Origin of the sequence: Parvimonas oralis (genome assembly GCF_047608425.1) — a bacterium.
In the GTDB taxonomy this organism is placed as follows: Bacteria; Bacillota; Clostridia; order Tissierellales; family Peptoniphilaceae; genus Parvimonas.
This window is the reverse complement of record NZ_JBLKRS010000005.1, coordinates 41,480-64,801: the sequence shown is the minus strand read 5'-3', so window position 1 is coordinate 64,801 and position 23,322 is coordinate 41,480. Positions and strand designations below refer to the sequence as shown.

At 26.3% G+C, this 23,322-nt stretch carries 22 protein-coding genes; 21 read left to right on the top strand and 1 reads right to left on the bottom strand.

Translation table 11 applies throughout. The features are described 5' to 3' along the window. The first annotated feature begins 29 nt into the window (after window positions 1–29). The 7 genes from ACMX2D_RS06085 to ACMX2D_RS06055 all read left to right on the top strand — a co-directional run bounded on the left by ACMX2D_RS06085 (window position 30) and on the right by ACMX2D_RS06055 (window position 8,037). A complete protein-coding gene (locus tag ACMX2D_RS06085) occupies window positions 30–1,292 on the top strand; it encodes an ABC transporter permease (RefSeq protein ID WP_414971180.1) in 1,263 nt (420 codons plus the stop codon). Continuing rightward, window positions 1,285–2,154 (top strand): ABC transporter ATP-binding protein, encoded by an 870-nt coding sequence (locus ACMX2D_RS06080; RefSeq protein WP_414971181.1) that lies wholly within the window; start codon window positions 1,285–1,287, stop codon window positions 2,152–2,154. The genes ACMX2D_RS06085 and ACMX2D_RS06080 overlap by 8 nt, the downstream gene beginning before the upstream one ends. A gap of 9 nt (window positions 2,155–2,163) precedes the next feature. Then, window positions 2,164–3,039 carry a hypothetical protein gene (locus ACMX2D_RS06075; protein ID WP_414973159.1) on the top strand — a complete coding sequence of 292 codons (876 nt, stop codon included), beginning with the start codon at window positions 2,164–2,166 and terminating at the stop codon, window positions 3,037–3,039. A 219-nt stretch (window positions 3,040–3,258) separates the two neighbouring features. Next, window positions 3,259–4,272: a LacI family DNA-binding transcriptional regulator gene (locus ACMX2D_RS06070; protein WP_414973158.1), complete on the top strand. Its 1,014-nt coding sequence runs from the start codon at window positions 3,259–3,261 to the stop codon at window positions 4,270–4,272. 67 nt (window positions 4,273–4,339) lie between these two features. Continuing rightward, on the top strand, window positions 4,340–6,082 hold the full coding sequence (locus ACMX2D_RS06065) for an ABC transporter ATP-binding protein (protein ID WP_414973157.1): 1,743 nt from the start codon (window positions 4,340–4,342) through the stop codon (window positions 6,080–6,082). Beyond that, window positions 6,072–7,826: an ABC transporter ATP-binding protein gene (locus tag ACMX2D_RS06060; RefSeq protein WP_414973156.1), complete on the top strand. Its 1,755-nt coding sequence runs from the start codon at window positions 6,072–6,074 to the stop codon at window positions 7,824–7,826. Before ACMX2D_RS06065 ends, ACMX2D_RS06060 begins: the two co-directional genes overlap by 11 nt. Then, window positions 7,807–8,037: a hypothetical protein gene (locus ACMX2D_RS06055; protein ID WP_314938518.1), complete on the top strand. Its 231-nt coding sequence runs from the start codon at window positions 7,807–7,809 to the stop codon at window positions 8,035–8,037. The genes ACMX2D_RS06060 and ACMX2D_RS06055 overlap by 20 nt, the downstream gene beginning before the upstream one ends. A gap of 788 nt (window positions 8,038–8,825) precedes the next feature. Here the strand turns inward: ACMX2D_RS06055 and ACMX2D_RS06050 are convergent. Next, window positions 8,826–9,071: a type B 50S ribosomal protein L31 gene (locus ACMX2D_RS06050; protein ID WP_004832367.1), complete on the bottom strand. Its 246-nt coding sequence runs from the start codon at window positions 9,069–9,071 to the stop codon at window positions 8,826–8,828. A gap of 212 nt (window positions 9,072–9,283) precedes the next feature. Between ACMX2D_RS06050 and thyA the strand changes: the two genes are divergently transcribed. From thyA to ACMX2D_RS05980, 14 genes are all read left to right on the top strand, one after another. Then, on the top strand, window positions 9,284–10,114 hold the full coding sequence (gene thyA, locus ACMX2D_RS06045; RefSeq protein WP_009354911.1) for a thymidylate synthase: 831 nt from the start codon (window positions 9,284–9,286) through the stop codon (window positions 10,112–10,114). A 9-nt stretch (window positions 10,115–10,123) separates the two neighbouring features. Beyond that, window positions 10,124–10,660: a flavin reductase family protein gene (locus ACMX2D_RS06040; protein WP_414973155.1), complete on the top strand. Its 537-nt coding sequence runs from the start codon at window positions 10,124–10,126 to the stop codon at window positions 10,658–10,660. 128 nt (window positions 10,661–10,788) lie between these two features. Beyond that, on the top strand, window positions 10,789–11,232 hold the full coding sequence (locus ACMX2D_RS06035) for a GNAT family N-acetyltransferase (protein WP_009354882.1): 444 nt from the start codon (window positions 10,789–10,791) through the stop codon (window positions 11,230–11,232). Window positions 11,233–11,242: 10 nt separating this feature from the next. Beyond that, a complete protein-coding gene (gene topA, locus ACMX2D_RS06030) occupies window positions 11,243–13,336 on the top strand; it encodes a type I DNA topoisomerase (RefSeq protein ID WP_414973154.1) in 2,094 nt (697 codons plus the stop codon). Further along, the gene (locus ACMX2D_RS06025) at window positions 13,326–14,657 is read left to right on the top strand and encodes an MATE family efflux transporter (RefSeq protein WP_414973153.1); all 1,332 of its coding nucleotides are present in this window, start codon (window positions 13,326–13,328) and stop codon (window positions 14,655–14,657) included. The genes topA and ACMX2D_RS06025 overlap by 11 nt, the downstream gene beginning before the upstream one ends. 67 nt (window positions 14,658–14,724) lie before the next feature. Then, window positions 14,725–15,237 (top strand): cysteine hydrolase family protein, encoded by a 513-nt coding sequence (locus ACMX2D_RS06020; protein WP_414973151.1) that lies wholly within the window; start codon window positions 14,725–14,727, stop codon window positions 15,235–15,237. 104 nt (window positions 15,238–15,341) lie between these two features. Next, window positions 15,342–16,721, top strand: a complete 1,380-nt coding sequence (locus ACMX2D_RS06015) for an ATP-binding protein (protein WP_414973149.1) — start codon at window positions 15,342–15,344, stop codon at window positions 16,719–16,721. Window positions 16,722–16,863: 142 nt separating this feature from the next. Next, window positions 16,864–17,205, top strand: coding sequence for a histidine triad nucleotide-binding protein (locus ACMX2D_RS06010; RefSeq protein WP_414973147.1), 342 nt, complete (start codon window positions 16,864–16,866; stop codon window positions 17,203–17,205). Between the two features lie 147 nt (window positions 17,206–17,352). Next, window positions 17,353–17,532 (top strand): 30S ribosomal protein S21, encoded by a 180-nt coding sequence (rpsU, locus tag ACMX2D_RS06005; RefSeq protein ID WP_004832359.1) that lies wholly within the window; start codon window positions 17,353–17,355, stop codon window positions 17,530–17,532. 285 nt (window positions 17,533–17,817) lie between these two features. Beyond that, window positions 17,818–18,936 carry a carbohydrate kinase gene (locus tag ACMX2D_RS06000; RefSeq protein WP_414971193.1) on the top strand — a complete coding sequence of 373 codons (1,119 nt, stop codon included), beginning with the start codon at window positions 17,818–17,820 and terminating at the stop codon, window positions 18,934–18,936. Then, window positions 18,908–19,828 (top strand): pseudouridine-5'-phosphate glycosidase, encoded by a 921-nt coding sequence (locus ACMX2D_RS05995; protein ID WP_004832357.1) that lies wholly within the window; start codon window positions 18,908–18,910, stop codon window positions 19,826–19,828. Before ACMX2D_RS06000 ends, ACMX2D_RS05995 begins: the two co-directional genes overlap by 29 nt. A gap of 468 nt (window positions 19,829–20,296) precedes the next feature. After that, window positions 20,297–20,980: an HAD family hydrolase gene (locus tag ACMX2D_RS05990; protein WP_414973145.1), complete on the top strand. Its 684-nt coding sequence runs from the start codon at window positions 20,297–20,299 to the stop codon at window positions 20,978–20,980. 18 nt (window positions 20,981–20,998) lie between these two features. Next, window positions 20,999–21,241, top strand: a complete 243-nt coding sequence (locus ACMX2D_RS05985; RefSeq protein ID WP_448669191.1) for a TfoX/Sxy family protein — start codon at window positions 20,999–21,001, stop codon at window positions 21,239–21,241. Between the two features lie 515 nt (window positions 21,242–21,756). Then, window positions 21,757–23,316, top strand: a complete 1,560-nt coding sequence (locus ACMX2D_RS05980; RefSeq protein ID WP_414973144.1) for an ATP-binding cassette domain-containing protein — start codon at window positions 21,757–21,759, stop codon at window positions 23,314–23,316. Window positions 23,317–23,322 lie beyond the last annotated feature (6 nt).

Below are 23,322 nucleotides of genomic sequence, written 5' to 3'. Positions count from 1 at the left end.
TTTTGTTGCGTTTTGCTTTGGAGGTAGCTATGTGTAATTTGTTTTTTAAGTATTTTATTAAACAGAAAAAGAATATTCTATTCCTTATTATAATTATAATTATTGGAACTGTTATATCTTCTATTTCAAAAATTGAAAATAATAAAAATAAGGAAGAACAAATTTTTAGTAGAGAAAGAGTTATAGAGATATTTAAAGAAGAAATTAAAGAGGTAGATAAAGATTTAGAAAGCAGTAATATTTCAGATGAAGAAAAAATAGAATTAAATAATATGAAAAAAAGAAATATTGCCAATATACAGTATTATGAAAAAATAATCCAAGATATTAAAGCTGAAAATTGGCACGCATTATATGAAGATGAATTAAAGCGTTCTTTAGATCCCAACGGAAATTTCGTTTCAAAAGGATTTGTAAAAAAGGGAATAAGTTATACTGTAGATAAGTTGACAGTAGAGATAACATACGAAACATTGAAGTATTTAATAGAAAATGACCTTCCTTCAGCTCATCCATTATATTTAGAGAAAACAGAGTTTGAACAACCTCGAACTTCAGAAGAAAGTAAACTTCTTGACTATTATAGCAAAAAAACATTAATTGGAACTTCACATAGATTATGGGACTTTTTTACAAATAATTTAGTATTAATCTATACTTTTATAATTGTAGTAACTTTTGGTATTTTATTTTCAAAGCTGGAGGAGAGTCAAAATAAAACAATTAGATTTTTAAGGACATCGGGGGCAAGTAAATTTAGGATTGTATCGTCGGGACTTTTTACAGGTGGAATTTTAACGATTTTGTTAGGACTATTGATACCTGCAATATTTTTTGGAATAGAATTTTTAATAAGCGGGTCATCATCTTTTAAATATCCGATTACAACTTATATTGTAAAAAGTGATTATTTTTCACTTATGAGTTTTGGATATAAGATTGTTCCAATATCTGATGTTTTAATAAAAAGTTTGATTTTGTTCTTACTCTATGGACTATTTATATTCTTATTTACAAGTGCAATTTCAACTTTTGTAAAATCCAGTGTAAAATCCGTTATTTTATCTTTTGGGCTGATAGCAACTTTACAGATGTTTAATAAATGGTATAATCCGTTTTCATACTGGAGAGTTGGAAAAATAGCTGACGGAAGTATAAATTTTTTATTTAAAACAATTACTTACAGTTTTGATAAATCTTGTAAAATTTTAGCAATTGGAATTTGTATTTTAACAATTTTATTGATTTGTATAGCTTTTATTCAAGATAGAAGGAGGAATGGATATGCCTAGTTTGTGTATAAAAAATCTTACTAAAAGATATGGAGAGAATGTAGTTTTAAATGATTTATCTTTAGAGCTTGAAAATGCAGAGGTTTGGGCTTTGGTTGCACCTAATGGAACGGGAAAAACTACCCTTTTGGATTGTATTACAAATTTGAATAGCTATCAATCCGGACAGATTACTGTAAATGGTATAGATAATAGGGATAATGCTATTTTTAAAAAATTGTCATATTTACAGGATGCAAGTATTTTATTTCCAAATTTAACAGGACTTGATCATTTGAAATTTATTGCAAATATACAAAAATTGCCAAAGACTAGAATAAAAGAAATTGTAAGTCTAACTAAGATTGAAAAATTTTATAAAAGAGCTGTAAAGACATATTCTTTGGGAATGAAACAGAGGTTACTTTTGGCTATTGCACTTATTAATAATCCTGAAGTTTTATTGCTTGACGAACCTTTTAACGGGCTTGATCCTAGCAGTCAAATAGAGCTTAGAGTTATGTTAAAGGAAATATCAGAAAGGGGAACTCTGGTAATTTTATCTACACATTTTTTAGGAGAAATTAGTCAATTAACTGATAATCTTTTATTCATAAAGGACAAAAAAATTGTCAAAAAAATCGTTGAAGATGAATTTTTAATCTATGCTATTGATACTACTTCTAATGATCAAACTTTAGAAATTTTATCTCCATTTGTAGTAAGTGCTGAAATTGAAAAAGATATGATTATTTGTCAATTTAAAAAGAATTCTTTTGACGATGCAATTAAGGCAATACAGGATAAAGGCATAAAATTAATTAAAATAAGAGAGCATATAAATGCGTCTGAACAGATGTATCAAAGACTGTTTGCTGAGTAGGTGAATGTTATGAATACTTTGATATTAGAATGTAAAAAATTTATAAGAAGTAGAATATTTGTAGTAATTTTAGGAGTTATATTAGTTTTATTAGCTTCTCTATTTTATAAAAATTATTTAAATTATCAACAAGTCGATACAGATAAAAAGCATGAATTACTTATGATAAAAAAAGGAATAGGAGATATTTTATATCCTGCTGATGGAAAGTCACCTTGTATATATTCTGCTGATAAAGATAAAATGGATTTGTTAAAAAAATCTCTTGAAATATCAGAAAAGACTTTAAAGCTAAAGCATAGCGGAGACGATAGAGCTTATATGGAAAGTGCAATTTTGATGTACGAAAAAATCATTGAAATTAAGGAAAATGAAATAAATTTTTCTATGTCAAAAAGTTATGCTAATCACGAAAAAGAAAGGTTATCCGAAATAATTAAAGTAAATGGAACTTTTCAATATGAAGAAGCCCCTTTAGACGGTGTTTTGCTTGAATATAATAATATAAAGTATATTCTAGCTGTAATTTTTTTGGTAACTCTATCTTATTTCTTTATAACAACATATTTAGATTTTTATTATCATAAGGGATTTTTATTTACACTTCCAATGAAAAAGACGAGTTTTATAATTGGAAAGGCTATGATTTCTTTTGCTATTAATATTATATTGATAATAAGTCAGTTTGGGTTAAGTTTAGTTTTTTCTTATCTTTGGAAGTGGAAAAATACTTTTAATTATCCTGTGTTTTCTGATTTGACAGGAGGATTTTTACCTGTAAATAAGGCTATGATTAATTATATAGGAATAGAAATAGGAATATGTTTTATTGCATTGATTATTTCTACTATTTTTTACAGCTTGTATATTAAAATTAAAAAGTAAAATTTTACTGTAAAATGAAAATCATTTTACAGTTTTTTTTTATTGTGAAAATTTAATTTTGAAAAATTTTTTATTATTAGAAAATTATGTATTTTTAGGAAAATTTTGTGAATTTATTTTCCTTAACTGTTTTATTTTATTAAAAACTATGATATAATTATGTTGAAGTTTGTAAACGATTTAATTATAATTATATATTTATTTTAAAGGAGTGATAAAATGTCAGCACCTACAATAAAAGATGTAGCAAAGTTAGCAGGAGTTTCTATCTCAACTGTTTCCAGAGTTATGAATGAATCAAAACCTGTAAGTCCGGAATCCAGAAGAAAGGTTTTAGATGCGATAAAGAAATTGGATTTTAAGCCTAATGAATTGGCAAGAAGTCTTGTAATGAGAAAATCAAATATGATTGGTGTTATTGTGAAAGACATTGGCATTTCATATATGGCACAAATTATTAGAGGAATTGAAGAAATCGGAAGAATGTATAATTACGATATTTTACTTTCAAGTACATACGGAGATATTGAAGTAGAGCATAAGATTATCGAATTTATGTGTACTAAACAGGTTGAAGGGATAATTATGATTAGTGAAAAGATTAATCCTGAAATACTGTTTAAGTTGAAAAGTAAAAATATTCCTTTTGTAAGACTTGATAAATTTTATGAATATACAGATGAGCATACTGTAAGTATAGATTACAAATCAACTTGTAATAAGATGACAAATTATCTTGTAGATGAAGGACATAAAAGTATCGTTTTTATAAGTGAAGATATTACAAGTAGAATCGGTAGAGAAAAACTTGCAGGATTTAATGAAGCTGTTGCAGAAAGAAAAGTAAAATCAGCACTTATAAATGCAAAAGATATTACAGTTCAAACAGGATATGATATGGGAGAAGAAATTTTCAAACTTATCAAGGAAAATAATTCAACTGTAGTTTTTGCGAGTGAAGATGCTTTAGCTATCGGTTTTATTAGTTATTGTTACGATAACGGTCTTAAAGTTCCGCAAGACATTTCAGTTGCAGGGTTTGGAGATGATTTAATTGCTTCAATTTACAGACCTGCTCTTACAACAATAGAAGAACCATATTATGATATGGGTGCAATTTCTATGAGAAAGTTGATTAAGGAACTTAGAAATGAAGAAAAATTAAAAGATGTTACTATCCTACCTTCAAGAATAATTGAAAGAGGATCAGTTGCAACTTTTAAGAAAAAATAAGTAAATAAAATTTAAAAAATGCTCTTCTTTTTGAAGAGCTTTTTTTGAAATGGAAGAAGGTGATTAAATGGGGATTTATTTGGCTGTCCGAGACGGCTTTAAAAAGGCAAAAACCAGATTTTTACTTGGTTGTGTCTTTGATATAATTAGTGGTTTTATTTTAATTTATATAGTAACTTTAACCGGAACAATTGTGGATTTGTTTAAAAGTCCGAATTTTGATGTTACAAAAATTTATAAATATGTAGCTTTAATGATATTTTTGGGAGTGATTAACTTTTTAAGCTTTATGACTTTTTCATATTTGGTCTTTGGCTCGGGGGCAAAACTTAAGATGTACTATAAAGATATAATTTTTAGAAAAATTTTAAAAAAATCTCCCGACTTTTTTCAAAAAAATACTGCAGGAGATGTAATTGGACTTGCAGATAATGAAACTAAATATATATTTGAATATTTCAGTTTTGGAATTCTATTAGTTTGTGATTCTATGTTTATGCCTTTAATATGTGCATCATATTTAGTATTTTTCCTATCTTGGAAGCTGACGATTGCGGTTATGTTTCCTTTTATCTTTACAGCTATTATTACAAATATAGTAAGTAAAAAAGTTGGAAAAGTAAGTGAAGAAATGAATTTAACTTTTGGAAAGTCTAGTCAGGAGATTTTAGAAATAATTGAGGGAATAAAACTTATAAAAAGTTATGTAAATGAAGAAGTAAGACAAAAAAATATTTCTAAAATCATTAAATATTATTTTGATTTAGCTTATATGGAAGCTAATCTATGGATGTTAACATTTCTTTCAAATTCTTTTATAAGAGTAATTTCTATGATTATAGGACTTTTTTACGGAGCATTTTTAGTAAGAGATGGTAGTATTACAATTGGAAAGTTAGTGGTATTTTTTGGACTTGGAGAAACTTTAGCTTGGTCTTTCTGGGGACTTGGAGATTGTATAAATACTTATAAAAGAGCTCTGGTTTCAATAAATAGAATAAATCTTTTACTTGATGATAAGACGGAAATAGAAAATGGAGATAAGATTTTAGAGAACTTTTCCACTATGGAATTTAAAAACTTTTCTTTTATTTATCCCGGAGAAAAAGAAGTTTCACTTAAAGACATCAGTTTTAAGTTAAATAAAGGAGAAACTTTAGGAATAGTTGGAAAAAGTGGAAGTGGAAAGAGTACATTAGTTAAACAGATTTTAAGATTTTATAATTTTGATAAAAATAGGATTTTTATAAATGATATTCCTTATGAAGACTATGATATTACGTCAGTAAGAAATAAATTCGGATATGTAAGTCAAGAAAATATTTTACTTTCTAAAACAGTCAGAGAAAATATTTTGTTTGGAAGTATTGCAGAAAATGACGAAAAAATTATAAATGTTCTAAAAAAGGCAGACTTTTACAAAGATATACAAAATTTAGAAAAAGGACTTGAAACTATTGTTGGAGAACGTGGACTTGGACTTTCCGGAGGACAAAAGCAAAGAATTTCTCTTGCCAGAGCTTTATATCGGGATCCTGAAATTTTAATTTTAGATGATTCTTTTTCTGCAATTGATGCGAATACTGAAAGTAAAATTGTAAATTCTCTTAAGGAAAATAGAAAAAATAGGACAAATATAATTATTTCTCATAGAATTTCTGCAGTTGAACATTCTGATTTGATTTTAGTTATGGACAGTGGAGAAATAATCGACAGAGGTACACATGAAGAACTTATTTCAAGAGATTCTTGGTATAAGGAACAATTTGAGTATCAAAGTTTGGATAAGGAGGAAGAAGATGAAAAATAGTAAATTAAAATTTTTAACTTCCTACCTTTTAGAAGAAAAATTCCTGTTTTTTACAGGCTCAATCTGTACTGTATTTAGAGTTTTTCTTGATGTATATTTACCGACTGTAATTTCTTCAATTATAGATGCAGATTTAGTCAATATGGAAAATTTTTATTCTTTTATTGTTCAAAAAGCACTATTATATCTGGGACTTAATGTATTGCTTTTAGTATTTTTATTCTTTGTAAGAATTTGTTTTAATAAACTATCTTGTAATATTGCATATAAAATTCAATTCAGTTTAATAAGACATATGCAAAACTTTAAAATGCAATATTTTGATAGCTCTTATGCCGGAGATTTGGTTTCAAGATTTACAACAGATACTAATACAATTAAAGAGTTATATCAAACTCTTTTAAATGATCTTTTGGGTTTTGTGTTGAATTTGGCAATGATGCTTACTGTTATGTTTTATATCAGTCCATATCTGTTATTAATTGTTTTAATTTATTTACCACTTATGTATATGGTAACTAAATATTACGGAGAAAAACTTACAGCAGTTACTAAAACAATAAGAAAACATGAGGGAATTACAAGCTCAATTTATAATGAAACGATTAAATCATTACCTGTAATTCAAGTCTATGGAAATGAAGATTTGATGATTGAGTCTTTTGAAAAAGAAAATAAGGAAGTTGAAAAAAATTATATCAAAAGAACTATATTAAATGCTTTATTCTCTTGGAATTTAATTGATTTTACTATGATTTTTACAAATGCTATGATAGTTTTAGTATTTACAATTTTAAAGATTAATGGCTTGGGATTGAGTGTAGGGATTTTGTATATTTTAATTGAATATAATAAAAGAATTTTAAGGCTTTTTATGAATTTCTTATCACAAATAAATAGATATAAGACTGCACTTGTTTCTTGCGACAGAATAATCAAAATTTTTGAAATAGAAGAAGAAAAAACTACGGATAGAGAAATTGACCTTGAAGGAAATATTGAATTTAAAAATGTAGGCTTTGAGTACAAAGAAAATGTTCCTGTTTTAAAGGATGTTAATTTTAAATTAGACAAAGGAAAGTCTATTGCCTTTGTAGGTGCTACCGGAAGTGGAAAGTCAACTATAATGAATTTGATTTTAGGATTTTACGACAATCAAAAAGGAGAAATTTTACTTGACGGACAAAATATAAAAACATTAAGTAAAGCATCTTACAGAAAACAAATGGCTGTAGTTCTCCAAGACCCATATATTTTCACAGGAAGTATAAGAGATAATATCACTCTTAAAGAAGAAAATATAACTGAAAGTGAAGTTTTAGATGCGATTATAAAAGTTGGTGGTAAAAATCTTTTACAAAAAAGAAATGATAATTTAGATTATGAATTGGCGATAAGCGGTTCGGATTTATCTCTTGGAGAAAAACAAATCATTTGCTTTGCAAGAGCCATTGTAAGAAATCCAAAAGTTTTAATTTTGGATGAAGCAACTGCAAATATTGATACTGAAACGGAAAAAATAATCAATTATGGAATTGATGTTTTGAAACAGGGTAGAAGTACGATGATTATTGCACATAGATTGTCCACAGTAAAGAATTGTGATACAATAGTTATGATAGAAAACGGAAAAGTTTTAGAGACCGGTACTCATGATGAGCTTATCGCTTTGAATGGTAAATATAAAACTTGGTATGAAATTCAATCTGCAAAAGGGGACAATAATGAAGCAAGAGTATTATGATTTATATGATATAGTTATTAAAGATATAAATTCTGAAGGATATTTTGTTTATTCAAAAAGGGCTAAAAAACTTATTAAAGAAAAAACAAATATGACCGTTGATCAACAAAAAAGAGCTTTTCAATTTTTTGAACTTATGGGATATTTTAATCAACATGATAAATTCCCAAAGATTTATATAAGAAGTAAAAAATTAAAAGGTGGTTGTTAATTTAAAAGGGCTGTAAAAACAGCTCTTTTTTGTTGAGGAAATTATTCAGATATTTTGAAGCTGATTTACATTTAACGGTAAGCTATTAAACAAAGTTTTTTTCCTTATCCGTCATTTCGACTGTAGCGTTAGCGAAACGGAGAAATCTCATACTTTTGCTTTAGCAAAAGTAAATGTATCAAAGATACATAGAAAAATTATTTTAGAATTTCTTTTATAAATACTATTTCTTGTTATTAGCAAAAATAAGTAAAAAACTTTTCTAAATAGTTATTTTTGGAATAATCAACTACATAAATTTAGTTCTACATAATGGAGCTTTATGAGATTTCCATAGTCATTGTATTAGATAATACTACAATGACTATGTCAGACCTACTATTGATTATTTACTTGTAAATAATCTAAGTTAGGGCTAGATTCACTTCGTTTCGCTTTGCTCAACTACGGTCGAGATGACATGTTGGGAGTTTTTATTTGTTAAGTTTTATGATGTTAAATATTTTATTTGTTATAATTTTTTAAAATAAATCGTAAGCTGATTTACATTTAACGGTAAGCTATTAAACAAAGTTTTTTTCCTTATCCGTCATTTCGACTGTAGCGTTAGCGAAACGGAGAAATCTCATACTTTTGCTTTAGCAAAAGTAAATGTATCGAAGATACATACTAAAATTATTATAGAGTTTCTTTCATAAATACTATTTTTTGTAAACAAGCAATAGTCGAGAAATCTCCTAAAGCCCCTGATTTTTTGCAACAAAAAAAGCAGATTGCTCTGCTTTTTACTAGTCCATATTGTATCTTTTTTTGAATTTTTCAATTCTACCACCTTTTTCAACAAATCTTTGACGACCTGTGTAGAATGGGTGAGAGTCAGAACTGATTTCGATTTTAATTAATGGATAAGTGTTACCGTCTTCCATTTCTATTGTTTCATTTGAAGTTTTTGTTGAACCACAGATGAATTTATATCCACTTGTTGTATCCATAAAAACTACTTTATTATATTCTGGATGTATTCCCTTTTTCATTGTATTCACCTCACTTAAATATTGTAAATTAATCACTTTAGGTATTATACCATATCACAAAACTTAAATCAAGTATTTTTAATATAGAAATTAAAAATATTTTGAAATATAGCAAAAGCTATAAGCAATATGTTGTGAAAAACACTTTAATGAATTTGCCTTTTTTTAATAAAAATGTTATTCTTATTGTAGAATAATTTTAGGAGATAATTATGAGTAGAGCAGATGATATATTTATTTCAATGTGTAAAGATATACTTGAAAATGGAGTAGATACAAAAGGAGAAAAAGTTCGTCCTGTTTGGGAGGATGGAACAAAGGCATATACGATAAAAAAATTTGGAGTTGTAAATAGATACAATTTGGCGGAAGAATTTCCTGCACTTACACTTAGAAAAACAGCCATAAAATTATGTACTGACGAAATGCTTTGGATATGGCAAAAGAAGTCCAATAATATTAAGGATTTAAAGAGTCATGTTTGGGATGAATGGGCTGATGAAAACGGAAGTATCGGAAAGGCTTACGGTTATCAGCTTGGAGTTAAACATAAATATAAGGAAGGGATGTTTGATCAGGTTGATAGAGTTATTTACGATTTGAAAAACAATCCTTATAGTAGAAGAATAATTACAAATATTTACGTTCATGAAGATTTATCTGAAATGAATTTATATCCTTGTGCATATAGTATGACTTTTAATGTTACAGGGAACAAGCTGAATGCTATTTTAAATCAAAGGAGTCAAGATATTTTGGCAGCAAATAATTGGAATGTTTGTCAATATGCAATTTTGATTCATATGCTTGCTAGAGAATGTAATTTGGAAGTTGGAGAGCTTGTTCATGTAATAGCTGATGCTCATATCTATGATAGACATGTTCCGATTATAAAAGAACTTATTACTAGAGAAAAATTTCCTGCTCCAAAGGTTACTTTAAATCCTGATGTTAAAAACTTTTACGATTTTACATCAGATGATGTTATAATAGAAAATTATAAATGCGGAGAACAAATAAAAGATATTCCGATTGCAATTTAGGAGAAAATTATGAAAAGAAAAATTAATGTTTTTGATTATGCGAAAGAAATAATGTTGGCAGTTGAAAAAGGTGTTTTGCTTACTACAAAGTCAAAAGGAAAGGTAAATACAATGTCAATTTCTTGGGGAACTTTGGGAATAGAATGGAATAGACCGATTTTTACAGCATTTGTTAGAGAAAGTCGTTATACAAAAAAACTACTTGATGAAAGTGGAGAATTTACTGTAAATATTTTTTTGAATGATTTTGATAAAAATATAATTGGAGTTTGTGGTACAAAGTCAGGAAGAGATACTGATAAAATTAAAGATTTGAATTTAACTTTAGTTGAATCTGAAATTGTAGATGTTCCAGCTATTAAAGAATTGCCTTTAACTTTTGAATGTAAGGTTATTTATAAACAAAAACAAGATGAAAATGCAATACCAAAAGAAATAAAGGAAAAAAATTATCCTGAAAATGTGTCAGGAGAATTTTATGGAGCAAATAGGGATTATCATACAGCTTATTATGGAGAAATTGTAAGTGCATATATAATAGAATAAAATTAAATTTTTGTGTCAATTTTTTAAAATTGACACTTTTTTAATTGTGAAATTATAAAAATATATTGACAAAATTAATTAAATTATATAACATATAGAGAGTTTATAGATTATACGGAGATGTTTTTATGGAATATAGAATATTAAAAAGCGAAGAAATGGAAAAGGCATTCGCTTTGCGAGAGGAAGTTTTCGTAGATGAACAAAAAGTTCCGCTTGAATATGAAGTTGATGATAGAGATAGTTTAGAAGATACAATTCATGTTGGAGTTTTTGAAGGAGATGAGCTTCTTGCTACTGCAAGGATTATGAATATAAATAAAGACATTGTCTATTTTGGAAGAGCCTGTGTAAAGAAATCTTGCAGAGGAAAAGGAGTAGGAAAGTTTTTATTTATAAGTATGGAAGAAACTGTAAAAAAATTTAAAAAAGAAAATGAAAAGAAGACAATTAGATTTTCGGCGCAATATCATGCAATGACATTTTATGAAATGTTAGGTTATACTAAAGATAATGATGATATTTTTGTTGAAGTTGGAATAGAACATATTTCAATGAGTAAGATTGTATAAGGAGTTAGTTTTGTATAAAAATTTAGTTATAGTAGAATCTCCAACAAAAGCTAAAACAGTTAGCAAAATGCTTGGAAGTAATTATAAGGTTGTAGCAAGTGTTGGACATATAAGAGATTTACCTAAAAGCAAAATGGGGATAGATATAGAAAATAATTTTGAACCTGAATATATAAATGTAAGAGGAAAAGCGTCTAAGATTAAAGAATTAAAAGAACTTTATAAAAATTCTGAAAATATATATCTTGCAACCGACCCCGACAGAGAGGGAGAAGCAATTTCTTGGCATATAGCCTACCTTTTAGGTCTTGATATTAATGATAATAACAGAATAGAATTTCACGAAATTACTAAAAAGAGTATCAAAGAATCTATAAAAAATTCAAGAAAAATAGATATGAATTTAGTAAATTCTCAACAAGCCAGAAGAGTTTTAGACAGACTTGTAGGATATAAACTATCTCCGATTCTTTGGAAAAAAATAAAGAGTGGACTTTCTGCAGGTCGTGTTCAATCTGCAACTTTAAAAATTATCTGTGAACGTCAAGAAGAGATAGATAATTTTGTTCCTGAAGAATTTTGGAAGATCGAAGGGATACATAATGTCCAAAATATAGAGTTTAAATCACTATATTATGGAGAATATGAAAATAAAAAAATAGTAAAAAAAGAAATAAAAAATGAAAAAGAGGCTTTAAAAGTTGTAGAAAAAACAGATAAAGATAATTTTATCGTGGAAGATGTAAAAAAGGTAAAAAAAGAGAGAAAACCACAACCACCTTTTACTACAAGTACATTACAACAAGAAGCGGGAAGAAAATTAGGTTTTTCAAGCTCAATGACTATGAGTATTGCTCAACAACTTTATGAAGGGATTAATGTTGGTAAAGAAGGCTCTGTCGGTTTAATTTCATATATGAGAACTGACTCAACTAGAATTTCATCAGAAATAGTTGCAGAGGCAATTGAGTATATTACCGAAAATTATGGGAAAAATTATGCAAGTAAAGGTAATGAGTACAATTTAAAGAAAAAAAATTCACAAGATGCTCATGAGGGTGTTAGACCAAGTAGTATTTTTAGAAGTCCTGAAAAAATAAAAAGCTATTTAACTGCAAATCAATATAAACTATATAAATTGATTTGGGAAAGAACAGTCGCTTCTCAAATGAAGGCAGAAAGTTATGAAAGCACACAAATAGTTTTAAATTCTAATAATTGTATCTATAAATTAAATGGAAGATACACTTTATTTGACGGATTTTCAAAAATATATACTTCAAGTGATATTAAAGATGAACCATTGCCTAAATTAGAAGTTAAAGATGTAATAAATGCAGAAAAAATAGAAAAAAGTCAACATTTTACAAAACCGGTTGCCAATTTTACAGAGGCTACTTTGGTTAAAAAACTTGAAGAAAACGGAATTGGAAGACCTAGTACTTATGCTAGTATTATAAACAGTTTGACAAGCAGATTTTATATTTTAATTGAGAATAAAAAAATAATTCCTACAGAGCTTGGAAAAAATGTAAATAAGTTTTTAGTTTCCAACTTTGAAACAATTATAAATGAAAAATTTACAATGGAAATGGAAGAAAAACTTGATGAAATAGCTGAGAATAAAAAGGATTGGAAAAAAGTTATTTCTGACTTCTATGCTGTTTTTGAAACATTTTTGAAAAAGTCTGAGGGGGATTCAGAGGATTATAAAATAAAAGATGAAGTTCTTGATGAAAAATGTCCACAATGTGGTAAAAATTTAGTTGTCAAAAAGACAAAATTCGGTAGATTTATCGGTTGTAGCGGATTTCCTGATTGTAATTATATAAAAAAGGAAGTTAAAGATACTGGGGTAAAATGTCCTAAATGTGGTGGAAGAATAATAGAAAAAATATCCAAAAAGAGAAAAGTTTTTTACGGTTGTGAAAATTATCCTGAATGTGATTATGCAATTTGGGACAAGCCTATAGCTGATAAAAAATGTGAAAAATGTGGAAAATTCTTAGTTGAAGTTAAAAACAGATTTAAACATGCACTAAAATGTTCCGATGAAAATTGCGATTTTGAGATTGATTTAAAGAAAAAGAAAAATGAAAAATAAAAGATTAGAACTTAACAAATTCGCTTTTCCACTTATGGTAAATTTTATTTTAAGTTATATTTTGGAGTTATCCGATATTGCTATCGTTGCAAGAGTTTCAACACCTGCATTTAATGCGGTAAATTTGATTTCTTCAACATTATATACAATAAGTGGAGTTTTAGGGGCGACTGCAATAATTATAAATACAAAACTTGGAGAAAAACTGGGACAGGGAGATGAAAAAGGTCTAAATTATGAATTCTTTTCATCTCTTGCTATCAATATTTTTATGGGAATTTTATTCTTATTATTGATGTTGCTCGGAAAGACATATTTTTTAAAAATATTCTATAATTTGTCCGGAGAAACTTTGGAACAGGGGATTTTGTTCTCATATCCTATGAGTTTTTGTGTCTTATTACAACTATGTTTATTTACATTTGGGGCATATTTTAGAATTTCAAATATGACAAAGTGGATTTTAATAGGATCTACTGTTTCTTCAGTTTTAAATCTGGGTTTAGATTATTTGTTCGTTCTTGGAAAGTTTGGTTTCCCAAAATTTGGAATTACTATGGTCGGATTTACTACAGTTTTTTCAATGTTTGTAAATCTTTTTATTTATATTTTTGTATTGAAAAATAAATTAAATTTAAAATTTGAATTATTAAAAAGCTATTTTATAAATGGAATTAATCATTTTAAATTAGCTTTTCCTATTATGATACAGGAAATTTTTGACGGAACTATTTTTGTCATTATTTTCAATATGATTGTTATTAGAATAGGCAATAACGAATTTGCTGGATATTCAATAATTACAAATTTAATTATGTTTTTATTTACTTTTAAACATATCTATGGTTCTGCGACTTTGAGTTTAATAAGCATAAGTTCCGGAGAGAAAAACATTAGAAATTTGATAGATTATCCTAAAATATCAGTTAAAATTACAACTATATTATTTATCTTTGGAAGTGCATTATTCTTTATTTTTAGAGAATATTTACCTAAACTTATTACAGATGACGTTTCTGTACAAAATATTGCTACAAAATTTTTGATATTTTTCTTAATTGCAAATATTTGTAGTTCATATTCATACATATATAAATGTGCTTTACAAGGTTTGAATAAAAATATGTTTTTATTAAAAACAACTGCAGGAGTAAATATCTTAAGCCTTATTTTAATGTTGATATTAACACAAATTTTTGATTTATCTCTATTTGGAGTTGCATTTTCACAATTTGTGAATGAATTTATCTTGAGTGTAATATTTTTGAAATATTATAGATATATTGTAACTGATGAATTTTATAATTTGACAAAAGATTAAATAATGTATATAATTTATTTAGTTAAAATATTTAGATTTTTTTATAAAAAACTTTTGGAGGCTGGTTATGAAAATATTAGTTGTTATTGATGTTCAAAATGATTTTGTTGATGGTAAGTTGGGAACTCAAGAGGCTATAAATATGATTCCTAAATTAAAGGAAAAAATTAAAAACTTTGACGGAGAAATTATTTATACAATGGATACTCACGATGATAATTACTTAAATACACAAGAGGGAAGAAAACTTCCTATAAAACATTGTATTAAAGGAACTGACGCTTGGAAAATCAGAGAAGGTATCTATAAAGAAAACTGTAAAATTTTTGAAAAAGCAGGTTTTGGCTCTAGCAACTTGGTTGAGTATTTAAAAAGCATAAACGAAAAAGAGAAAATTGAAAGTATAGAATTTGTTGGGATTTGCACAGATATTTGTGTGATTGTAAATACTTTAATGATTAAAGGATTTTTACCTGAAGTTGAATTAATTGTAGATAGTAAATGTTGTGCGGGAGTTACTCCACAAAGTCATAACACAGCATTAGAAGCTATGAAAATGTGTCAAGTTGATATTTTGTAAAAAATAAATTATTTAATTAAGCAAAAAACGCAACAACACGATATGCAATAATATACTATTGCATATCGTGTTTTTTTATATTATAATTATATTGAGGTGATTTTATGAAATTTATTGGAAGAAAATATGAACTAAAAGAGTTAAATTTAGAATATGAAAATGGAAAATTTGCCTTATCTGTAATATATGGAAGACGAAGAGTTGGAAAAACCTATTTAATTCAAGAATTTATAAAAGACAAAGAGGGCTATTATTTTGTTGCTACTGAATCAAATGAGTTAATAAATCTTAGTTTAATTTCAAAAGCGATATATAAGACTTGTGGAAATTTAGAGGGATTACCTGATTTCAGTAATTTCGAAAGTGCATTAAGATATTTATTTCAATATAGTATAGATAAAAGGATAATTTTTGTTATTGATGAATTTCCTTATTTAGCTGAATCAGCACCATATATTTCATCATTAATACAAAATTTGATAGATGAATATAGAGAAAAAAGTAAATTATTTCTTATACTTTGTGGGTCATCTATGAGTTTTATGGAAGAACAAGTTTTAGGGTACAAGAGTCCTTTGTATGGAAGAAGAACAAGTCAATTTAAAATAAATGCTTTTAATTATTTGGAATCCGGAGAGTTTGTCAATTCATATTCAGATAAAGAAAAATCAATAGTTTTTGGATTAACTAATGGGGTTGCTGAATATTTAACATTTTTTGACGAAAATTTGTCTTTAAAAGAAAATATAATAAATATTTTTTTAAAACCAAATGGTCGTTTGTATGAAGAACCTCTTAATCTATTAAAACAAGAATTAAGACAGCCAAAGTTTTATAATGATATTTTATTTTCTATTTCCGCAGGAGCTAGTAAACTAAATGAAATATCCACAAAATTAAATGTAGTTAGTGGTGGTTTAGCTCATTATCTAAATTCTCTTATAGAGCTTGGAATTATAGAAAAAAAGACGCCTGTACTCAATAGAAAAACAAAAAGACCTATTTATGTTATAAAAGATACTATGTTTCTATTTTGGTATAAATTTGTTCAAACCAACTTAAATATGATAAATATAGGACTGGGAGAAGTTTTATATGAAAGCATAGAAAAAAATTTGAATGATTATATGGGAGATGTTTTTGAAAAAATCTCTATTGAATATTTTGAAGAGAGATTAAAAAAATCAAAATTTTTATTTATTCCAACTGATTATGGTAATTGGTGGGGAACAGATAAAGAGTTAAAAAAAGAGTCGGAAATTGATATGTTGGCTTATAATAATGAAAATGAATTTTTATTTGTCGAAGCTAAGTGGAATAATAGCAAAGTTAAACAAGATATTTTAGATAATTTGATTAGTAAGTCTTACAATTTTAGATATAAAAAAGCACATTATTGGATTACAAGTTTATCAGGATTTGAAAAATTTAAAATTGAAGACAATGTTGAGCTTATAGATATTGGAAGCATGTATAAAATATAACTTCTATAAAAATGGAGAGTTTTTGTGTTTGTATGAGTATTGTTTTGTTGTAAAGATAGTTGGTATATGTTATAATATACAATAATTAAAATAGATTCTATCTATTTTGATTTTGATATATTTATTATATGGAGGTGAGATAATGGATTGTATATTTTGCAAAATTGTTAATGGAGAAATTCCATCAAATAAAATTTATGAAGATGATGATATAATTGCATTTAATGATTTATCCCCTCAAGCTCCGATTCATTTTTTAGTAATCCCTAAAAAACATATTGAATCTTGTAATTTCGTAGATAAGGAAAATTCTGAAGTAGTTGGAAAGATATTTTTAAAAATTTCCAAACTTGCAAAGGGAATGGGATTTGATGAATCAGGTTATAGAATTATAAATAATTGTAATGAAGACGGTGGACAAACTGTTAAGCATTTACATTTTCACGTTCTTGCAGGACGTAGTTTAAATTGGCCACCGGGCTAAAATTAAAATTATCTTAAAATTTTTTATAAATTTTATCAATTATACTGAAAAAATATAGTGAATTTACTTGAATTTATATCATTTTTGTTGTATAATATTTATGTTATTTCTCAAGACAGTTTGTCTATATAAGAGAGGGGGGATATCATGGCAGAAATCAGAGTTGGCGAAAACGAATCTTTGGATAATGCGTTGAAAAGATTTAAAAGACAATGTGCACGTGCTGGAGTGCTTTCAGAATATAGAAAAAGAGAACATTACGAAAAGCCAAGTGTAAAGAGAAAGAAAAAATCAGAGGCAGCAAGAAGAAAAAAGAAAAAATTCTAAGCTGTTTAAAATTTAATTTTTTGAATTAACTAAAGTCCTTTATTTTAAGGACTTTTTTTATTGCGAAGCAACAAGGTTCTCGGGTACCCGCCCGATGCAAAGTATCGAGGAAGGGTGATGTTTTTCTTGAGTATAAGGGATAATACTTCGTTAAATAGCTAGACGTTAAAGGTAAATATCTTAACAGCTATCTATCATTTATTATTTTAATATTTTTATTTAAAAATATTGATTTTTATATAAACATTTGATATAATATAATAAGCTGTTGTTTAAGGAGGTATTATGACAAAAAGAGAGCAAGAACTTTTAGAAATAATAAAAGAAAATCCTTATATTTCTCAAAATGAACTAGCTGATTTACTTAATATAAAGAGATCGTCTGTTGCAGTTCATATTTCAAATTTGATTAAAAAAGGATATTTGGTCGGAAGAGCCTATGTGATTAATTCGAATTTATCAAAAGAAGTTTGTGTAATTGGTGGATGTAATATTGATTTTATTGCAAAAAGTTTTGAAAAAATAAATATGAAAGACTCAAATCCCGGAACTTTGGAATATTCTTTTGGTGGAGTTGGTAAAAATATTGCTGAAAATTTACTTAAAATGGGAATAGAAAATAAATTTATTTCTGTATTTGGTGATGATGTCTATTCAAGAGAAATCAAAGATTATTTGAAAAAAATTGGGCTGGATTTTTCAAACAGTAAATTTTTAACAAATAGAGGGATGTCAAATTATATTTCTATTTTGGATGAAAATAATGATTTATTTACTGCCATTTCTTCGATGGAAGTTTTGGATGAAATCAATATTGAATTTATCTCTAAACTAATTGATTTAATTAAGAGTTATAAATATATAGTTATGGATACAAATTTAAGAGAAGATGTCCTTGAATATATCTGTAAAAATTGCCCTAATTCAAAGATAATTGTAGATTGTGTTTCTAGAAAAAAGGCTTTAAAAATTAAGAAATTATTAAAGTACATCTATCTTTTAAAACCGAATATTTATGAAGCAGAAGAATTAACTGACATTCCTTATGAAAATGAAAGTGATTTAGAAAAAATAGTGAATGTATTTTTAGAAAAAGGCGTTCAAAAAGTTTTTATTTCAATGGGGGAAAAAGGAATTTTATATGCTGATAAAAATGAGAATGGAATAGTAAAGATAACTGAAAAACCAAAGATTGAAAATACTTCAGGCTGTGGCGATTCAGCTATGAGTGGAATAATCTTTGGAGTTGTTAACGAAAAAGATATTTTAGAATGTGCAAAACTTGGAAATATCGCAGGATTTATAACAGCACAATCTATGGATACAGTAAGTAAAAATATAAGTGAAAAAAATCTATTAAATTTTGGAGGAAGTTATGAAATTAGAAAAATATTTAACAGTTAGTGAAGAAGTAAAAAATGCAATTAAAGAAAATAAACCGGTTGTAGCTTTGGAATCAACAATAATATCACATGGTATGCCTTATCCTAAAAATGTTGAAACAGCTCTTGAAGTTGAAAAAGTTGTTAGAGAAAATGGAGCAATTCCTGCTACAATAGCTATTATAAATGGAGAAATTAAAGTTGGGCTAACAAAAGAAGAAATTGAAGTAATCGGGAAAGCTGGACTTAGTGTAACAAAAACTTCAAGAAGAGATTTAGCTTATGTTGTTGCTAATAAATTAAATGGAGCAACAACTGTTGCTGCAACAATGATTTGTGCAGAAATGGCAGGAATTAAAGTTTTTGCAACTGGTGGAATCGGTGGAGTTCACAGAGGAGCAGAAACTACTATGGATATTTCGGCAGATCTTGAAGAATTAGGAAATACAAATGTTGCAGTTATTTGTGCAGGATGTAAATCAATTTTAGATATGGGGCTTACTTTAGAATATTTAGAAACAAAGGGAGTTCCTGTTTATGGATACCAAACTAATATATTACCAGCATTTTACACAAGAGAAAGTGATTTTAAAGTTAGTAAAATAAATTCAGAAGAAGAAATTGCAAAAGTTTTAAAAGCTAAATGGGATTTAGAGCTTAATGGTGGAGTTGTAATTGCTAATCCTATTCCGGAAGAATTTTCAATGGATAGAAATTTAATTGACAAGACAATTTTAGATGCTTTAAAAGAAGCAGATGAAAATGGAATAAAAGGAAAAGACACAACACCATTCCTACTTGATAAAGTTCAAAAACTTACACAAGGAAAGAGCTTAGAAGCTAACATCAGATTAGTATTCAATAACGCAAAACTTGCAAGTAAAATAGCAATAGAATATTCAAAATTAGCATAAAAGTCGGGAAATCCCGACTTTTTTTATGAATTTATGCCTTAAAATTTACTATTTTGAAAAAGTTTTTTAGTATGATATAATAAAAGTGCAAAAGCATATTTTAAATGTTGTTGATGATATTATTTTAATAAAGGACAATGTTAATGATAGTGTGTGGATATCTAATATAATTAATAATATACCAAAAGATATTGATATTGTTTATCTAGGTGAAAATAAAGATATATAGGTTTATTATAGTAAAAAGTTGTGTAAAATGATAAAAATATTAGATGAAGGTAGTAAGTGGGAAATTGATAAGAAAAAAATTTACAAAGTGCCAAGTCAATCACAAAAATAGTACCTAGTATTTTTGAAGAAGAACAATTATATGAATTAATAAAAGAAATAAAAAATATTAAGTATAAAATAGGTAAATATTAAAATAAAACAAGTATTTTATATTATTAATTGATAAAGGAGTGTTATATGAATGATTATCAATACTATTTTTTTGATTTAGATGATACGTTATGTAATTATAAATCAGCAAAGGAAAAAGCTAATATTAGAATCAATAGACAATTAATGAATTATGGAATTGATATTCATCTTTTTAAGGAGAAATACATTTCAAATGAAGTTAAATTAATGAACTCTTTTCTTGAAGGAAAACTTAATAAAATAGAATATCGAACAAGAAGATATTCTGATATTTTAAATTTTTTTGGAGTAAATAATGTAGATGAAAAAGCTAAAGAATTTAATTTAATATTTATGGAAGAAGGGAATATTAAAATTAAAATATTTGATGATGTTATTCCTTTTATGAAAAAAATTAAAAAAGCTAAGAAGAAAATAGCAATTATTACAAATGGTCCTACTGATGGTCAAATGAGTAAATTAAAAGTCACAGGGCTATTAGATTATATAGATCATATTTATATTAGTGAAGAAGTTGGAGCTGCAAAACCTTCAAAAGTTATATTTAATTTTGCAATGCATGATATAGGTGCTTTACCTAAGGAATCTGTTATGTTCGGAGATAATATTAAAGAAGATATCTTTGGTGCAAAATCAGTTGGAATGAGTGCTATATTAGTTAATAGATTTAATAAAAATATTAATTATAATAATCAAATAAAAAATTTTTTTGAATTAGATAATATTTAAATTCATTATAGGACGATGATGGGAGAATATATTATCTATTATAAAGAAAAAGTTATAGGTGGAATATATGATGACAGATTTTTAGTAAAAGCTACAAAGAAAGCTATTGACTATGTTTCTGAGGTACAATTTCAACTACCTTATGAAGGAGCAAAAGAAATGCTATTAGTTGACGATGTGGAAGATAAAATCTATCTAAAAGGATTATTTTATACAATGTATGATGAATTACCTTTCCCAAAAGTTAAGAAGAAAAAATAGAACAAACAAATTATTCAATAACTATATATTATAATAAAATGAAAAAATAGGAGAATTTATGGGAAAAAGTAATTATAAAAAATCTTGTTTTGAAAATTGTAAGAAAAAATATATAAAAATACAGCAGAATAAATTTGGTCTTTGCTTATTTTTAATTTTTTCTAGTGTGTTAGTTGATTTTTTTTTTTGATTATCTGCTAAAATTTTTAGTATGGATAACAAGTGTCTTTTTTGATTATTCCAATAAAATGTTTGTATTAATTTTTTTATATGTCTAGTAGTTGCAATATCTATTACTTTTTTAGGTTTTATATATAAAATAAAAAATAATAATAGTAAAATAGCAATAGAATATTCAAAATTAGCATAAAAGTCGGGGGATCCCGACTTTTTTTATGAATTTATGCCTTAAAATTTACTATTTTGAAAAAGTTTTTTAGTATGATATAATAAAAGTAAAATTATGATTTAGTATTGAAATATCATAATAAAATGTTGAAATTAGGAGTAAAGTGATGATAAAAAGTAAGTATAAAAAGAATATTCATAAAATAATTATATTATTTATATCTGGAATTATTGTCGGAAGTTTCAGTATTTTTCCTATGGTATTAATTCAAAAAGTTATAGATTCTTTGACTACTGGTTATACAGTCGAGTTTTTTAAATATATTATATTGTATTCACTTATATATATTTTAATTGATTTATTTAAGATAATTCTTATAAATTTTGGGTCAAAGTTTGAATTGAATCTAAATAGAGATATAAAAGATGAAATTATTGAAAGTATTCTCAATACAAAAATTGATTTGCTTGAAAAAATTGGGGGAAGTAATGTTTTTAATTCTATAATTGATGATTTAAAATCACTTGATGATAAAATTATTCCTTTAGTTTTTGGATTAGGTTTTTCAATATCAAGTTTTATTATAGGTGCAATTATAATAATAAAGTATGATTATATTATGTTAATATCAATGTTGCTTATTTCTTCTGTATCAACGATTCTTATTCAAAAAATTTTAAATAGTTCGGAAATTGCTTCCGAAAGGAGTCAAATTCAGAGATTAAATGTTATAAATAAATTATTTGATATTATCGTTGGTGCAAGAGATATAAAATTATTTAATAAAGAAAAATTTTTTAGTAAGGATTTTACTTCTGAAAATAGCAAATTAAATAAATTGGATAAAAAAATTGTAAATATAAAAAATATTTCTCAAACACTTGTAAGATTGTTGTTTAATCTAATTATGGCTATTTTGATTCTTATCGGAGGAATTCGTGTCAGTCAAAATAATTTGTCCATTGGTGCGTTGATTGCAATAATTTTATATGCATCTATGATTACTGACCCGATATTTAATATAATAGAAAATCAAAAAGAAATTTCAGCATTTAAAAACTCTGTTAAGAGAATAGACAATACTTTTGAAATGCTTGAAAGAGAAAATATTGATTTACAGAAAAACTTTAATGTTATTGAATTTAAAGATGTTTCATTGAACTATGGTGATAATCAAATTTTAAGTGAATTTAATTTTATTATTAATAAAAATGATAAAGTTAAGATTAATGGAAGAACTGGTTCTGGAAAATCATCATTAGCAAAATTGATTACAAATTTGTATAAGCCTACTTCAGGAAATATCTTAATTGATGGAAAGAAAAATAAAACAATATCTTTATCGGCAGTTTTTCAAGAAAATAAATTATTTAATATGTCAATCATAGATAATATTACTTTCAAATCGAATATTGAAAAAGAAAAATTGAAACAAATAATAAAGATATGTAGATTAGAAGAAGTTATTGAAAAATATTCAGATAATAGCATCGGATTTGATAGTAGCACCTTATCAGGTGGAGAAAAAACAAGATTACTTTTAGCCAGAGCATTGTATAAAGATTGTGAATTATATATTTTTGATGAAATAAGTACAGGGCTTGATGAATCTCTTTTTTATGAAATATTTGACGATGTTATGAAATTTTTGCAGTCAAAAACAATAATAGTTATAGATCATAAATATATAGATGAAAAATACTTTACAAAAAGTATTATTATATAATTTTTT

What these genes read in the sequence shown, in the direction of transcription:
- ACMX2D_RS06015 (WP_414973149.1), top strand. Translation starts at nt 15,342, where the DNA reads ATGAAATTTATTGGAAGAAAATATGAACTAAAAGAGTTAAATTTAGAA.
- ACMX2D_RS06035 (WP_009354882.1), top strand. Translation starts at nt 10,789, where the DNA reads ATGGAATATAGAATATTAAAAAGCGAAGAAATGGAAAAGGCATTCGCT.
- ACMX2D_RS06075 (WP_414973159.1), top strand. Translation starts at nt 2,164, where the DNA reads ATGAATACTTTGATATTAGAATGTAAAAAATTTATAAGAAGTAGAATA.
- ACMX2D_RS05995 (WP_004832357.1), top strand. Translation starts at nt 18,908, where the DNA reads ATGAAATTAGAAAAATATTTAACAGTTAGTGAAGAAGTAAAAAATGCA.
- ACMX2D_RS06025 (WP_414973153.1), top strand. Translation starts at nt 13,326, where the DNA reads ATGAAAAATAAAAGATTAGAACTTAACAAATTCGCTTTTCCACTTATG.
- ACMX2D_RS06070 (WP_414973158.1), top strand. Translation starts at nt 3,259, where the DNA reads ATGTCAGCACCTACAATAAAAGATGTAGCAAAGTTAGCAGGAGTTTCT.
- ACMX2D_RS06065 (WP_414973157.1), top strand. Translation starts at nt 4,340, where the DNA reads ATGGGGATTTATTTGGCTGTCCGAGACGGCTTTAAAAAGGCAAAAACC.
- ACMX2D_RS06055 (WP_314938518.1), top strand. Translation starts at nt 7,807, where the DNA reads ATGAAGCAAGAGTATTATGATTTATATGATATAGTTATTAAAGATATA.
- ACMX2D_RS06020 (WP_414973151.1), top strand. Translation starts at nt 14,725, where the DNA reads ATGAAAATATTAGTTGTTATTGATGTTCAAAATGATTTTGTTGATGGT.
- ACMX2D_RS06000 (WP_414971193.1), top strand. Translation starts at nt 17,818, where the DNA reads ATGACAAAAAGAGAGCAAGAACTTTTAGAAATAATAAAAGAAAATCCT.
- ACMX2D_RS06050 (WP_004832367.1), bottom strand. Translation starts at nt 9,071, where the DNA reads ATGAAAAAGGGAATACATCCAGAATATAATAAAGTAGTTTTTATGGAT.
- ACMX2D_RS05985 (WP_448669191.1), top strand. Translation starts at nt 20,999, where the DNA reads ATGGGAGAATATATTATCTATTATAAAGAAAAAGTTATAGGTGGAATA.
- ACMX2D_RS05980 (WP_414973144.1), top strand. Translation starts at nt 21,757, where the DNA reads ATGATAAAAAGTAAGTATAAAAAGAATATTCATAAAATAATTATATTA.
- ACMX2D_RS06010 (WP_414973147.1), top strand. Translation starts at nt 16,864, where the DNA reads ATGGATTGTATATTTTGCAAAATTGTTAATGGAGAAATTCCATCAAAT.
- rpsU (WP_004832359.1), top strand. Translation starts at nt 17,353, where the DNA reads ATGGCAGAAATCAGAGTTGGCGAAAACGAATCTTTGGATAATGCGTTG.
- ACMX2D_RS06080 (WP_414971181.1), top strand. Translation starts at nt 1,285, where the DNA reads ATGCCTAGTTTGTGTATAAAAAATCTTACTAAAAGATATGGAGAGAAT.
- ACMX2D_RS05990 (WP_414973145.1), top strand. Translation starts at nt 20,297, where the DNA reads ATGAATGATTATCAATACTATTTTTTTGATTTAGATGATACGTTATGT.
- thyA (WP_009354911.1), top strand. Translation starts at nt 9,284, where the DNA reads ATGAGTAGAGCAGATGATATATTTATTTCAATGTGTAAAGATATACTT.
- ACMX2D_RS06060 (WP_414973156.1), top strand. Translation starts at nt 6,072, where the DNA reads ATGAAAAATAGTAAATTAAAATTTTTAACTTCCTACCTTTTAGAAGAA.
- ACMX2D_RS06085 (WP_414971180.1), top strand. Translation starts at nt 30, where the DNA reads ATGTGTAATTTGTTTTTTAAGTATTTTATTAAACAGAAAAAGAATATT.
- ACMX2D_RS06040 (WP_414973155.1), top strand. Translation starts at nt 10,124, where the DNA reads ATGAAAAGAAAAATTAATGTTTTTGATTATGCGAAAGAAATAATGTTG.